10 protein-coding genes are annotated in these 14,231 nt (G+C 66.8%); 8 read left to right on the forward strand and 2 right to left on the reverse strand.

Annotated elements, in window-relative coordinates; genetic code table 11:
- Positions 1 to 97: 97 nt before the first annotated feature.
- From F1599_RS17420 to F1599_RS17450, 7 genes are all read left to right on the forward strand, one after another.
- Positions 98 to 1,021, forward strand: coding sequence for a LysR substrate-binding domain-containing protein (locus F1599_RS17420; RefSeq protein ID WP_150083909.1), 924 nt, complete (start codon positions 98 to 100; stop codon positions 1,019 to 1,021).
- A 141-nt stretch (positions 1,022 to 1,162) separates the two neighbouring features.
- Entirely contained in the window at positions 1,163 to 1,705 is a 543-nt protein-coding gene (locus F1599_RS17425) for a DUF4142 domain-containing protein (RefSeq protein WP_150083910.1), read from the forward strand.
- Positions 1,702 to 2,034, forward strand: a complete 333-nt coding sequence (locus F1599_RS17430; RefSeq protein ID WP_190286390.1) for a cupredoxin domain-containing protein — start codon at positions 1,702 to 1,704, stop codon at positions 2,032 to 2,034. Before F1599_RS17425 ends, F1599_RS17430 begins: the two co-directional genes overlap by 4 nt.
- On the forward strand, positions 2,031 to 2,741 hold the full coding sequence (locus F1599_RS17435) for an RNA polymerase sigma factor (protein WP_150083911.1): 711 nt from the start codon (positions 2,031 to 2,033) through the stop codon (positions 2,739 to 2,741). The genes F1599_RS17430 and F1599_RS17435 overlap by 4 nt, the downstream gene beginning before the upstream one ends.
- 40 nt (positions 2,742 to 2,781) lie before the next feature.
- The gene (locus F1599_RS17440; protein ID WP_223819710.1) at positions 2,782 to 4,290 is read left to right on the forward strand and encodes an FAD-dependent oxidoreductase; all 1,509 of its coding nucleotides are present in this window, start codon (positions 2,782 to 2,784) and stop codon (positions 4,288 to 4,290) included.
- A gap of 153 nt (positions 4,291 to 4,443) precedes the next feature.
- Positions 4,444 to 5,442: a Bug family tripartite tricarboxylate transporter substrate binding protein gene (locus F1599_RS17445; RefSeq protein ID WP_150083912.1), complete on the forward strand. Its 999-nt coding sequence runs from the start codon at positions 4,444 to 4,446 to the stop codon at positions 5,440 to 5,442.
- A 151-nt stretch (positions 5,443 to 5,593) separates the two neighbouring features.
- On the forward strand, positions 5,594 to 7,069 hold the full coding sequence (locus F1599_RS17450; RefSeq protein WP_150083913.1) for a sensor domain-containing diguanylate cyclase: 1,476 nt from the start codon (positions 5,594 to 5,596) through the stop codon (positions 7,067 to 7,069).
- A gap of 97 nt (positions 7,070 to 7,166) precedes the next feature.
- Here the strand turns inward: F1599_RS17450 and F1599_RS17455 are convergent, their stop codons facing one another.
- Positions 7,167 to 9,311: a phosphocholine-specific phospholipase C gene (locus tag F1599_RS17455; RefSeq protein ID WP_150083914.1), complete on the reverse strand. Its 2,145-nt coding sequence runs from the start codon at positions 9,309 to 9,311 to the stop codon at positions 7,167 to 7,169.
- A gap of 476 nt (positions 9,312 to 9,787) precedes the next feature.
- On the opposite strand from F1599_RS17455, the gene F1599_RS17460 reads away from it, so the two are divergent.
- Complete coding sequence (locus F1599_RS17460; RefSeq protein ID WP_150083915.1) at positions 9,788 to 12,034, forward strand: phosphocholine-specific phospholipase C; 2,247 nt, start codon at positions 9,788 to 9,790, stop codon at positions 12,032 to 12,034.
- Between the two features lie 130 nt (positions 12,035 to 12,164).
- Here the strand turns inward: F1599_RS17460 and prpR are convergent, their stop codons facing one another.
- Positions 12,165 to 14,141: a propionate catabolism operon regulatory protein PrpR gene (gene prpR / locus F1599_RS17465; protein WP_150083916.1), complete on the reverse strand. Its 1,977-nt coding sequence runs from the start codon at positions 14,139 to 14,141 to the stop codon at positions 12,165 to 12,167.
- Positions 14,142 to 14,231 lie beyond the last annotated feature (90 nt).

A 14,231-nucleotide genomic window follows, 5' to 3' on the forward strand; every position in this document is an offset into this window, starting at 1 on the left:
ACGGGTCGGGCCGGGTTTCGCACAATCGACGATTTTTTCAAATATCCTTGCGTAAAACGCAAACCAGAACGGGCCTTTGCGCCAAGGAGCCGGACCGATGCTGTCGCACCGCCTGCAGGACACAGCCCTGCGCTATTTCCTCGAAGTGGTACGCAGCGGCTCGCTGACCGAGGCGGCGCAGCGGCTCAACGTCACCGTATCGGCGGTCAGCCGCCAGGTGGCCGCGCTGGAAACGCTGCTGGGCGTGCCACTGTTCGACCGCCGCCCGCGCGGCATGGTCGCCAGCGCCGCCGGGGAAGTGCTGGCGGCCTATGCCTTGCGAGGCGCGCTGGAAGCGGACCGCGTCGTCTCGGAAATCGCCGCCCTGCAGGGCTTGCGGCGCGGCCGTGTTCGCATCGCCAGCTCCGCGGGCTTCGCCATCGAATTCCTGCCGCGCTGCATCGCCGAATTCCGCGAGCGCTATCCCGGACTGCACTTCCATGTCCGCGTGGCGTCGCCGGCCGATGTCACCGGCATCGTGCTGCACGGCGACGCCGATATCGGCATCACCTATAGCCGCGCTGGCGAGCAGGGCATCCGCGTCGAACACCGCCAGCCCGCGCCCGTGATCGCCATCATGCGCCCCGACCATCCGCTGGCGCGCTTTCGCAGCGTGACGCTGGCGCAGATGCAGCCGTATCCGCTGGCATTGCCGGAGGCCGACAACACGGTGCGCCAGCTGTTCGATATCGCCGCCGGCGAACGCGGCATCGTGTTCGAGCCGGTGCTGGTCACCAATCATTTCGAGACGCTGACCAGTTTCGTGCTGCACGGGGGAGGGTTGTCGATTTCCGGTGCGGTGACCGTAGGCGACCGCTTGCGCCGGGGAGAACTGCACGCCGCGGTGATCCGGGAGCGGGGGATGAAGGGCAGGGCGATCGAACTACAGACGCTGGCGGGGCGGACGCTGCCGGAGGGGGTGAGGGCGTTTCTGGGGTTTGTGAGGGAGAGGTTGGGGGCGGAGGCGGGGGCGGCGGGGTGAGCGGGCATTTCCGTTGCGCGATACCGTCGACTCCGTGGGAACGCCGTCGCCCCTCATGACATCCATCCCCATGAAAGAACCCGCTCGCCCACGCCCCCCGGCGCCGCGGCAACCGAGTCCACTTCATGGAGGAGCGATGACATGAAACACATCCTGACGGCCCTATCCCTATGCTGCGCCGCGGCAATCGCGTGGGCCCAATCCCCGAACGACGCCCAGATTGCGGCCATCGTGGTCACAGCGAATCAAGTCGACATCGACGCCGGCGAGCTGGCGCGGACGAAGGCGAAGTCCAAGGAGGTGAAGGAGTTCGCGGACCTGATGGTCACCGACCACTCCAGCGTCAACAAGTCCGCAATGGACCTGGCGAAGAAGCTCGATCTCAAGCCCGAAGACAACCCCACGGCGCAGACCCTGAAGTGCGGCGGGGAAGCAAACATCGCCAAACTGAAGGGGCTCAAGGGGGAGGCCTTCGATAAGGCCTATGTCGATCAGGAGGTCGACTACCACCAGGCCGTGCTCAATGCCCTGGACAAGACCCTGGTGCCGAGCGCCAGCAATGCCGAGTTGAAGGCTCTGCTGGTCAAGGTGCGGCCGGCGTTCGTCGCGCATCTGGAGCATGCGAAGCACCTGCAAGCCTCGCTGCCGAAGACCAAGAACGCGAAGACGAACAAGAAGCCATGAATTGGAGCCGGGGGACCATTCTGGGACTGCTGGTGATGGCGGCGGTCCTTGGCGGCACGGAGGTCGGTGCGGCGACCTATATTGTCACCATCGAGGGAATGGAATTTCGTCCTTCGACATTGATGGTGCACCGCGGCGATCGCGTCGTCTGGGTCAATCAGGATATCGTGCCGCATACCGCGACGTCGGCGGACGGCAGGACCTTCGATTCCGGCCATATCGCACCCGGTGCGTCATGGGAGCACGTGGTGCAGGGCGATGGATCGGTGCCCTACGTCTGCACGCTCCATCCGACCATGCAGGCGGTTCTGGATATTCGCAAGCGATGATCCCTTCCAGTGCAACGACGCCCGCTACCGGCCAGCCTCATGGCGAAGACCAGGAGCTGGCCCGGCGTATCGCGGCGGGCGATCGTTCCGCGTTCGAATTGCTGATCCGGCGGAACAACCGGCGTCTGTACCGTCTGGCGCGCGCGGCACTACGTGACGATGCGGAGGCGGAAGACGCGCTGCAGGAGGCCTATCTGTCGGCCTATCGCGCGATCGGCGAGTTCCGCGGCGACGCGGCGCTGGCGACCTGGCTGTCGCGGCTGGTACTGAATCAATGCCTCGGTCGATTGCGACGCCATGCACGCCGCGAGAAGGTGATTCCGATGGTGGCTTCATCCGGGGATGACGCTATGGAGCACGACTATCCCGCACCCGACGACGATGCACCGGACAGGGCATTCGCGCGTACCGAATTGCGCGGACTGATCGAGCGCCAGCTGGACCGGTTGCCCAAGACGTTCCGTCTCGTTTTCGTGATGCGCGAAGTCGAGGAAATGAGCGTGGAGGAGACCGCGCAGTGTCTCGATATTCCGGAGGCAACGGTCCGCAGCCGGCATTTCCGTGCACGCAGCCTGCTGCGGGAAGCGCTCGCTCGCGAGATCGATCTCGCCGGCCGCGATCTGTACGAATTCGGCGGCGTGCGCTGCGACCGGATCGTGCAAGGCGTGATGGCGCGCCTGGACCGCGAGAGCGCAGGCAAGGCTTGAGCGGAGGGGCGGAACCGCCAACGCCGCAAGGAGACCCCACATGACAATTTCACTCTGGCGTGGCACCACAAATCCGACCGGCTGGCCCTTGCTGGTCGAGGACATCCAGACCGATATCGCGATCGTCGGTGGCGGCATTACCGGGGTCAGTCTCGCCTGGCGCCTCGTGCAAGCTGGCCGCAGCGTGGTGCTGCTGGAGGCGAATGGGTTGGGCGTCGGGGATACCGGCAATTCCACCGGCAATCTCTACGCAACGGTCGCCAGCGGCCTGCATGCGCTCCGGCACAAGTGGGGCGACGAGGTCGTGCGGCAGGTCACGCAGTCGCGCGCGGAAGCGGTCGATTGGATCGAGGAACATGTCCATCGCCTCGGCATCGATTGCGCCTTCCGGCGTTGCCCCCTGGTGCGCTATCCGGCCTCGGCCAACGCGCGCGACGGGATCGAGGCGGAATTCGAGGCCTCGCTGGCCGCCGGTCTTGCGATCCGCAGGGAAGGGGCCTTGCCGCCAGGATTGCCGCATGCGCACGGCGATGCGCTGGTGCTCGAGCAGCAGGCGCAATTCCATCCGCTTGCCTACGTGCTGGCGCTGGCCCGGCATGCGGCCGACAATGGCTGCCGCATCTTCGAGCGCTCGCCGGTGGTCGAAATCGACCGCGCGCAGCAACTGCTGCGAACGGAGCGGGGCAGCGTCAAGGCGCAGCACATCGTGCTCGCCACGCATTCGCCGAGCGGCTTCCATCTGATGCAAGCCGGCATGGTGCCGCATCGCGAGTACGGATTGGCGGCGCCATTGGACGGCGATTCGTTTCCGGTGGGGATCTTCTACGCAGAGGGCAGCGAGCGCCTGTCGGTGCGCGGGCTCGACACCACGCAGGGCAACTACCTGGTCTGCGTCGGCCAGACAGCGAAGACCGGTCAGCATGACGCGGCAGCGGCCATGGCAAAGCTGGAGGAATCGGCAAGGCAGCGCCTCGGCATTCGGCAGATTGCCTTTCGCTGGTCGGCGCAGAACTTCCCGTCACCGGACGGCTTGCCCTATATCGGCAAGGATGCCTTCGGCAGCTACATTGCGACGGGCTTCGCCACCGACGGCCTGACCTACGGCACGCTGGCCGCGGCCATCCTCGCGGACCAGATTCTCGGCGTCGACAATCGCTGGAGCGAGCTCTACAAGGCGACGCGGCTGACCGCGGTGAAATCGGCAAAGGGGACCGCCGAGGAAGTGGTCAGCATGGGCAAGGCGCTGATCCAGGACTATCTGTCGCGTCGCCAGCACGAGCAGCTGCAGAGCCTCGCACCGGGAAGCGCCGCGATCGCGGAATTGGAAGGCGAACGCGTCGCGGCCTATCGCGATGCCGCGGGGCGCCTGTTCGCGGTATCGCCCGTCTGCACGCACATGAAATGCATCGTGCATTGGAATGCTGTCGAGATGAGCTGGGACTGTCCCTGCCACGGCAGCCGTTTCGCGCCGGACGGCAGCGTGTTGTCGGGCCCCGCGCTCGCGCCGCTGACCATCAAGCTGGTCCCCGATCAGGAAAGCGGAACCTGAGCCGGCGCGACCGGGCCTGCATCGCGCCCGTTCTGCCATGCGGAAAATGGCGGAAAACCCCAACGTGCCGCGGGCTGGAACAGCCACTAAGATGAACCGGCAGCAGCGGACCCCAAAATCAGCTGACCCAAAACAACAGCCGGAGACATCAGCATGGATCGACGACAGTTCCTCGGCGCGGCGGCCTGCGCCACCGCGACGCTCGCGGCAACCGGCCTGGCGCCAAGCGCATGGGCGGCGGATTGGCCGAGCCGGCCGATTCGGCTGGTGGTCGCCTATCCGCCGGGGGGCGGCACCGACGTGGTGGCGCGGCTGTTCGCCGATTACTTCACGAAGGTCATCGGCCAGTCGGTCGTCGTGGAAAACAAGCCGGGCGGGGCGACGATCCCCGCCACGCAGGACGTGATCCGCGCGAAGAACGACGGCCACACCTTGCTGGTCACGCTCGGCTCGTCGGCGACCTCCGGCGCCCATATCAACCGCGTGCCCTACGACCCGCTGACCGATCTGACCGCATTGGCGGAACTGGGCAAGGCGCCGGTCGTGATGGTGGCGAACAAGGACGCGCCGTTCTCCTCGCTGAGGGAACTGATTGCCTGGTCCAAGGCCAATCCCGGCAAGCCGCTGCATTCCGCGTCGTACGGGCCGGGAACCTCGTCGCACTTCGGGCCGCTGCTGTTCAACCGGCTGTCCGGCACGCATATCGAGCCCGTGCTGTACAAGGGCTCGGCGCCGGCCACGCAGGACCTGGTCGGCGGCGTGGTGCCGTTGATGATCGACGGGCTGACCACGGGGGTGCCGCTCTATCAGGCGGGCAAGACCAAGGTGCTGGCGACCACGATTCCGGAACGTTCCGATCTCGCGCCCGGTGCGCCGACGTTCCGGGAACTGGGATTTGCCGAGATGGAGCAGTTGAGCGGCTATTTCGCGCTGTTCGGTCCCAAGGCCATGCCGAAGGACACCGTCGAGGCGGTATCGGCAGCCGTGCGCAAGGTGCTGGCCGACCCGGCCTATCACAAGCGGCTGGCGGGCGTCGGCGTATTGCCGCCGCAGGCCGTCACGCCGGAGGCCTTTGCCACGCAGATCAAGACCGATCATGCTCGGTGGGGCAAGTTCATCAAGGACATCGGCTTCAAGATCGACGGAACCTGAGCCCCTCCACGATGGCGGGTTTCCCATCCGGGGCGTGGTGCCCTATGCTACGGGCTTTGCGTGGCTTGCCAAGGCAGAGCAAGCACAGCGCAACCCGGCCATCCGGCCCGGTTGCGATCGCCACGCCAGCCTGGAATCAGAGGAATCCGCCTTGAAGGCCGAAAGCAGCGCGTCCACCGTCGACGACTACCAGAACCTGTTCGATCTCGCGCCAGTCTCGTTGTGGCTGGAAGACTATAGTGACCTGAAACGGCATCTCGATGGCCTGCGGGCCGCGGGCATCACCGATCTGCGCGCCCACCTGCATGGCCATCCCGACGAGGTTGCCCGTTGTTCGTCGCTGATGCGCATCGTCAATGTCAACCGCCGCACGCTGGAGCTCTACGGCGCCCGGGATCTCGCCGATCTGGTCGGAAATCTGGACAAGGTGTTCCGCGACGACATGTTCGAGCAGCACGTCGAGGAACTGGTGGACCTGTGGGACGGCCGCGGCGTCTTCGGCGGCCAATCGGTCAATTACACGCTCGATGGCCAGCGTCTCGATATCCAGCTGTCAGGCCGCGTGCTGCCGGGCCACGAGCAGCATTGGGACCGCGTGCTGCTGTCGATCGACGACATCACGCAGCGCCAGCGCGCCGAGCGGGAGCTGCGCAATAGCCAGCAATACGCGCTCGGGCTGTTCGAGCATTCGCCGGTGTCGCTGTGGGTCGAGGACTTCAGCGCGGTCAAGGTGTTGCTCGACGAGGTGCGCGCCGCCGGCATTACCGATTTCCGGACCTTCCTGAACGTCCATCCCGATTTCATCGCGCGCTGCATGCAGGAAATCCGCGTGATCGACGTCAACCAGCAGACCTTGCTGATGTTCAGCGCGCCATCCAAGCCGGTGCTGCTGTCGCGCCTTGGGGACGTGTTCCGCGACGACATGCAGGGGCACTTTGCCGAGCAGCTGGTCGATCTGTGGAACGAGAAGCTGTGGCAGCAGCGCGAGGTCGTCAACTATGCGCTGGATGGCCGCCAGGTCGATGTGTACATGCAATGGTCGGTATTCCCTGGGCACGAGGCCGAATGGGATCAGGTGCTGGTGTCGCTGACCGACATCACTGCGCGCAAGAAGGCCGAGGCCTACGTCGAATTCCTCGGCAAGCACGACGTGCTGACCAAGCTGTACAACCGCGCCTATTACGAGGACGAGCTGGCGCGTCTCGGCCGCAAGGGGCCGTGGCCGGTCAGCGTGATCGCCGTGGATCTGAACGGACTCAAGCAGATCAACGACAACCTTGGCCACGGCGATGGCGATGCGCTGCTGCGCCGTGCGGGAGAGGCCCTGAAGAAGGCGGTCGGCGACGGCTTCTGCATCGCCCGTGTCGGCGGCGACGAGTTCATGGTGCTGCTGCCGGACCGCGACGAACATGCCACGGCCTCGATCGTCGCGCAGATCGAGCAGGTCGTCGAACTGAACAACCAGTTCTATCCGGGCGCGGCACTGAACTTCGCGATCGGCGCGGCCACCTGTGCGGTCGGCGAGCGCCTGACCGATGCGGTCAAGCAGGCCGACGCGCGCATGTATGCGGCCAAGCGGGCGTACTACGAAAAGCTGCGGGCAGAGCGGGAGCGCCGCAGCAACTGAGTCACCCAACCAAGCGCGCCACCAGGCTCAGCGCCAACGTCACCACCAGGCGCACCGCTAAGCCCGGCCGCTAAGCCAAGCCCCGCCGACGGACCCGTCAGTCGCGTTCGCTCATCGCCGGGTCCGACACGAGGTCCTTGCCGGTCTCGATGCGCCCGGCAAAACGGCGGCGGAAGCTGCCTTGCTGGGTAGTCACCGTGAAGTCGTACCAGTTGCCCTGCGAGCCCACCGGCCAGTGCTGGTCCAGCTGCTTGCCGGCGGGGACTTCGAAGGTCCAGGGGCCGTCGTTGCGGTAGGCGTTCGGCACCACGGTGAAGGTGCAGGCGCTGGCGCCGGCATTGATCATCGTCAGGTAGACCGCCGCGTTGGCGATGTCGTAGCAGACGCGGATCTCCGGCGCGCTGGCACCCGCGGTGCCCAGCGTGCTGACGTCGCCGCGGAAGCTGCGATGAAAGCCATTGGGTCCCAGCACGAACAGGTCGTAGCGGCCTTCGTCGCCAGCAAAGACCTCATAGCGGCCGTCGAGCTGCTTGCCCGGTTCGACGGTGTAGCGGCGCGGCACGCGGTCCAGGTGCAGCCGGTCGTAAACATGGAACACGGCCGCGGCCGTTCCGGTATTGCTGAACAACAGCCACATCGCGCGGCCGCTGGGGTCTTCCCGGCCGCTGACGTGCAGTTCATACGGCAGCGCGCGCGAGGGGCGCGTGCCGGTCGCCTGCGCCGGCATCTGCTGCGCGGTCGTCGGCGGCAGCGGTACCTGGGGCAACTGGCCCTGCGCGGTGCGGATCGCATCGGCGCTGGTCTTGTCCCGCGTTGGCAGCGTCGGCAGCGTCTCGGTATTCGGATTGACGAAGTTGAACGCCGAGAGCAGATCGCCGGCGATCGCGCGGCGGTACGCGCTGATATTCGGCTCCCTCACGCCGAAACGGGCTTCGAGGAAGCGCAGCACCGACGTGTGGTCGAACACCTGCGAATTGACCCAGCCGCCGCGGCTCCAGGGCGATACCACATACATCGGCACGCGGGGGCCGGGACCATAGGGCTTGCCGTCGGTGTGATACTCGCCGTCGGTCGCCACCGTCGAGGCGCCGGCCAGCGTGCCGTTGTCGAACGCGGGCGCGCAGGGCGGCGGTACGTGGTCGAAGAAGCCGTCGTTCTCGTCGAAGTTGATCAGCAGCACGGTGCGGCTCCAGACCTCCGGATTGGCCGTCAGCGCGTTCAGCACCTCTTGCGTATACCAGGCACCCTGCACCGGGCTCGACGGCCCGGGATGCTCGGAGTAGGTGGCTGGTGCCACGATCCACGACACCTGCGGCAGCGTTCCCGCCGCGATATCGTCCTTCAGTGCCTGCAGAAAGCCGCCATCCGGCATCGTGTTGCCGATGCCCTTGATCAGCGGGCTGATCGATTCGTCTGCCGGCGTGTAGGGCGGATACGGGCTGCCGTTGGGCAGGTTGCCGCGCGCCGCGTTGGCATCGCGATATTGCTTGAAGCCCGCCAGCGGATTGTCGGTGAAGTTGTCCGGCAGGTTCTGGTAGACCTTCCAGCTGACACCGGCGGCCTGCAACCGCTCCGGATACGTGGTCCAGCGGTAGCTGATGCTGGTCGCATCGAGCGAATCGCCACGGTTGTCGATCACCGGACCGCCCATCGCGCCGGTGGGATCGTTGGTGCCGGTCCAATGGAACAGGCGGTTCGGATTCGTGCCGCCATGGAACGAGCAGAAGTACGCGTCGCAGATCGTGAAGGCGTTGGCCAGCGCGTACTGGAAATCGAGTTCGGCTTCGGTATAGAAGCCCATCGAATGCGGCTCCTTGTACGTCGGCCACTGGTTCATGCGACCCAGGTCCCAGGCGTCCTGCGCATCGGGATAGCTGTGCGGCGTGCCGCTGACGCGCTGCGCGTTGCCGGCGCTGCTGTCCAGGTGGTAGGGCAGCACGATGCGGCTGACGCCATTCTCGGTATAGGTCTGCTCGAAGACGTTGCGCCCGCCGGCAAGCGGAATCGGAAAGCGGTCGCCGAAGCCGCGCACGCCCTTCATCGTTCCGAAATAGTTGTCGAACGAGCGGTTCTCCTGCATCAGGATCACGACGTGCTCGACATCGCGGATGGTGCCGGTGGCGTTATTGGCGGGGATGGCAAGGGCGCGGCGGATCGCAGGCGGGAAGGCGGCGAGGGTGGCGGCAGCGGCGGCGCCGGTGCTGGCGATCTTCAGGAATTGACGACGGCTGTTCGATGGCATGGCGAAAGGCGGCTGGGATGGCGGGATGGTACCGGCAGGGCGGCGATCGGGAAACCATTGGCGCCGGCGCCCGAGGCAGCGGGGCGCCGGACAGCCGAAGCCGGCACCGTACCGAACGGCGATGTCAGCGGCATGACGCGGCGATGACAAGGACCACTCCGCAACAGTGCGGGAGTTCGGCGTCGGGTCACAGTGCCGTCATGCAGGCGCACTAGGCTGGCGGGATTTTCCGAAGCCGGAAAAATCTCTCCCCCTTCTTTCCACGCCAGCGAAGGTTCCAATGCAAGCCCTGAGAATGACGAGAGCGCTGTTGGCCGTTCTTCTGACCACCGCCGTGCTGACCGCCTGCGGCGGCGACGACGACAAGCCGGGCGAAACGCCCAAGCCCCCCGAGACGCCCAAGCCGGAACTGCGCTGCGCTCCCTGAGCGCAATCCGCACCCGGCCCTACGACTCCGCCCACAACAACAAACAGAAATGACCTCCCGCCGCAGATTCCTGCAGGCGAGCGCGGCCGCGGGCTTTTCGGCCGCGGCGCTCGCCGCCTTTCCTCCCAGCATTCGCCGCGCGTTGGCCATTCCGGCCAACAATGCCACCGGCACCATCATGGACGTGCAGCACGTGGTGATCCTGATGCAGGAGAACCGCTCGTTCGACCACTACTTCGGCACGCTGAGCGGCGTGCGCGGATTCGGTGACCGCCTCACGATCCCGATGCCGAACGGCCGCAAGGTCTGGCAGCAGGAGCGCGCCAACGGCACGGTGATCACGCCCTACCATCTGGACGGCACCGCCAACAACGCGCAGCGCGTCGCCGGCACGCCGCACTCGTGGAAGGACAGCCAGGAGGCCTGGGATCACGGCCGCATGTCGCGTTGGCCCGTCGCCAAGACCGACACGTCGATGGGCTATTACAAGGAGCAGGAGATCCCGTTCCAGTTCGCGCTCGCCAATGCGTTCACGATCTGCGACGCCTACCACTGCTCGATGCACACCGGCACGGACGCGAACCGGGCCTTCCATCTGACCGGCACCAACGGTCCGGTGCCGCAGAACGTGGCCTTCGTCAACAACGAGTGGGATGCGATCAACGGCATCCCGTCGGACGCGAACGTCGGCTACACGTGGAAGACCTATGTCGAGCGGCTGGAAGAGGCCGGCATCAGCTGGATCAGCTACCAGAACATGCCGGACGAGTGGGGCGACAACATGCTCGGCGCCTTCCAGACCTTCCGCCGCGCCAATCTGGCGTCCGGCTTTCCGGTGTCGAGCGGCGGTACGCCCGGCGCGCCGTACAACGATACGGGCCAGCCGCTGCCGTATCACGCCTACGATGCGGCGACCGACAACGCCGGCAATCCGCTCTACAAGGGCGTCGCCAACACGTTGCCGGGCAGCCAGCCGGACCAGTATCTCGACGCCTTCAGGCGCGACGTGCGCGAAGGCAAGCTGCCGCAGGTATCGTGGATCAATGCGCCGTCGATCTACTGCGAGCATCCCGGGCCCTCGAGTCCGGTACAGGGCTCGTGGTTCCTGCAGGAGGTCCTCGATGCGCTGACCGCCAATCCGGAGGTCTGGAGCAGGACGGTCCTGATCGTCAATTTCGACGAGAACGACGGCTATTTCGATCACGTGCCGTCGCCGTCGGCGCCGTCGCGCAATCCCGACAACACGTACGCCGGCAAGACCACGCTCAGCGAGGCAGAGTTGGCACCGGAGTATTTCACGCAGCCGCCGCCGCAGGGCAGCACCAGCCAGCCGGCGCCGGACGGCCGCGTCTACGGGCCGGGACCGCGCGTTCCGCTTTACGTGATCTCGCCGTGGAGCCGCGGCGGCTGGGTCAATTCGCAGGTGTTCGACCACACGTCGGTGCTGCGCTTCCTCGAGGCCCGCTTTGGCGTGCAGGAGCCGAACATCAGCCCGTTCCGGCGCGCCGTCTGCGGCGACCTGACCAGCGCCTTCAATTTCAAGACGCCGAATACCGAGGCGTTGCCGACACTGGCGGGCCGCACCACGCGGGATGCGGCCGACGCGCTGCGCGCCGCGCAGCAGCGGCTGCCGGCCGTGCCGGTGCCGCGCGACATGGCGCTGCCGCTGCAGGCACCGGGCACGCGTCCTTCGCGCGCGCTGCCCTACGAGCTGCATACCAGCGCGCGTTGCCATGCATCGGGCCAGGGGTCGGGCCAGGTCGAGCTGCTGTTCTCGAATACCGGTACGCAGGCCGCCGTGTTCCACGTCTACGACGGCCACAAGCTGGACCGCATCCCGCGCCGCTATATGGTCGAGGCCGGCAAGACGCTGTCCGATACCTGGAACGCCGGGTCCGACAATTTCGGCCGCTACGATCTGTGGGTGCTCGGCCCCAACGGCTACCACCGGCATTTCAAGGGCGACCTGAACCGGCTCGGCACTGCGCAGGCCGCGCCGGAGATCCGTGTCTGCTACGACATTGCCAACGGAGACGTCTACGTGGATCTGCTCAATCCGGGCGCCGCCGCGTGCCAGTTCGCCATCGCGCCGCTGGCCTATCGCACCGACGGCCCCTGGCAGGTCGACGTCGCCGCGGGCGGCACGGCCTCGCGGCACTGGTCGCTGGCCGACAGCGGCCAGTGGTACGACTTCGCGGTGACGTGCAGCAGCGATCCGGCCTTCTATCGCCGCTTTGCCGGCCGGGTGGAAAACGGGCGGCATACGGTCAGTGACCCCGCGATGGGCGAGGTCTGACGGAGGCGGGTCAGTCATGAGGCGAGTCGCCACGCGAGTCGTCAGGCGAGTCGTCGGGCGAGGCGTCAGGCGAGGCGTCAGGCGAGGCGTCAGGCGAGGCGTCAGGCGAGGCGTCAGGCGAGGCGTCAAGTTAGTCGTCGGGTGCGATGGGCGGCGCGGCTTGCCCGTTCGCTTCCTTCACCCATCGCCATAACGTCGCGCGGCTGATGCCCAGCCGCTGCGCGGCCTGCTGGCGGTTGCCGCCGCAGGCCGCCAGCACCTCCAGCACCCGCGCGCGAGACGCGGCGTTGGCGCCGGGGCCTGAGCCAACGTCCGAGCGAATGTCCGAGCCCCCGCTATCCAACCCATAAAGCTCGGGACAGTCGTGGCGCAGTTCGTCGAACGCGATCGCGTCGACGTGCTGCCACTGCGAGAAGAACACCGCCATCCGTTCGCACAGGTTCTCGAGCTCCCGCACATTGCCCGGCCAGCGGTAGGCTCGCAGCCGCTCGCGCAAGGGCGCGAGCAAGGCCGTGGCGTCCAGGTCGCTGTCGAGCCTGTCCAGGCTTCGCCGCAGCAGCACGGTGGCCAGCGCCTCGATGTCCTCCGTCCGCTCCCGCAGCGGCGGGATGCGCAATTGCAGCGTGTTGATCCGATAGTAGAGGTCCTGCCGGAATTGCTTCGCCGCGATCCGCTGCGGCAAGGGCTGGTGGGTCGCCGCGATGATGCGCACGTCGACGGGAATCGGTACGCCGCCGCCCAGCCGCACGATCTCGCGCTCCTGCAGCACGCGCAGCAGCCGCGTCTGCAACGAGACCGGCATGTCGCCGATCTCGTCGAGGAACAGCGTGCCGGTGTGAGCCGCTTCGAACAGGCCGCGCTTGCCGCCGCGGCGCGAGCCGGTGAACGCGCCTTCTTCGTAGCCGAACAGTTCGCTCTCGAGCAGCGCCTCCGGAAAGGCCGCGCAATTGACGGCGACGAACGGCTTGCCGGCGCGCTTGCTGTCGTTATGGATGGCCTGCGCGAACAGCTCCTTGCCGACGCCGCTTTCGCCGGAGATCAGCACGGTCAGGTCGGTCCGCGCGAAGCGCCTGGCGGTTGCGCAGGCCCGTAGAAAGGACGGACTGCTTCCGATCAGATTGTCGAAACGATGGCGCGCGGTCGGCTGATGGCGGCGCTGCTGGCTGCGCAGGCTGGCGTCGGCGTCCTGGATATTGCGCGCGTCGTACAGCGTCAGGGCGGCACCGACCGTATCGCCGTGCTCGCGAATCGGCGTGCGATTGGCGATCCAGTCGCGCTGGACGTAGCGCAGCACGCTGCCACGCTCCTGCAGGCCGCTGTCCAGCGTGGTCCGCAGCGACAGCGCCGGCTCGATGTCGTCCAGATGCTGGCCGAGCAAGCGGGCGCGCACGCGTCCCAGCAGCTTCTCCATCGGCGGATTGACCGCGATCAGGCGATTGTCGCGATCGACCGCCAGCACGGCTTCCTGCAGGTTGTGCAGCACGCCGTTCAGCTGCTCGTAGCGGCCCGCCTCGAGCCGGGCGACACGCGCCAGCTCGATCGCGTCCTCGATGCCCTGGCGCACCGCGCCGAGCGAGTAGGCGAGGCGGCCCTGCAAGCCATACTGCTCGGCCAACTCCACCACGATGCTCGAGCCGACCACCACTTCGTAGCCGTCGCGGGCCAGCAGTTCAAAGCACTGCCTGGCTTCGTCGGGCGTGCGGTAGGCGTACTGCGCCACCTTGATCTTCAGCAGGTCGCGCACCGCATCGAGCTCCGGGATGCACGCGCCGTACATCACCACGCCGACCTTGGACGAGATGCGCCGCGCGTTGAGCAGCGCCAGCAGGATGTCGAAGCCGGACAGCTTGATGGTGGCGACCGGCGCCACCACCGCGTTGCGCAGGATGGTGGCGTTGGCGCCGGCGCTGATCAGCGCGTCGGTCGAGCCGTCGCGGATGCGTTCGCGCGCGGCGTCGAGGGCCGCCTCGAACGAGGCGTTGACCACCTCGATCTCGGCCCGGTCCGCGTATTCGTCCAACACGGTCATCGCGAACCGGCTCAGGTGCTTGTAGCTGATGAAGCAGAGCCGCGGCCGGGTGCCGCGGTCGTTCGGGGTGTTGCGCATGGTCTCGCCGGCGGTCTGCGCGCTTCGTCCCGCCTCGAAGCTCAGCCCGCGCGCGTTCGCCGTGTTTCATCGATGTCTCGCCAGTGTTTC

Source organism: Cupriavidus cauae (assembly GCF_008632125.1).
GTDB classification, from domain to species: Bacteria; Pseudomonadota; Gammaproteobacteria; order Burkholderiales; family Burkholderiaceae; genus Cupriavidus; species Cupriavidus cauae.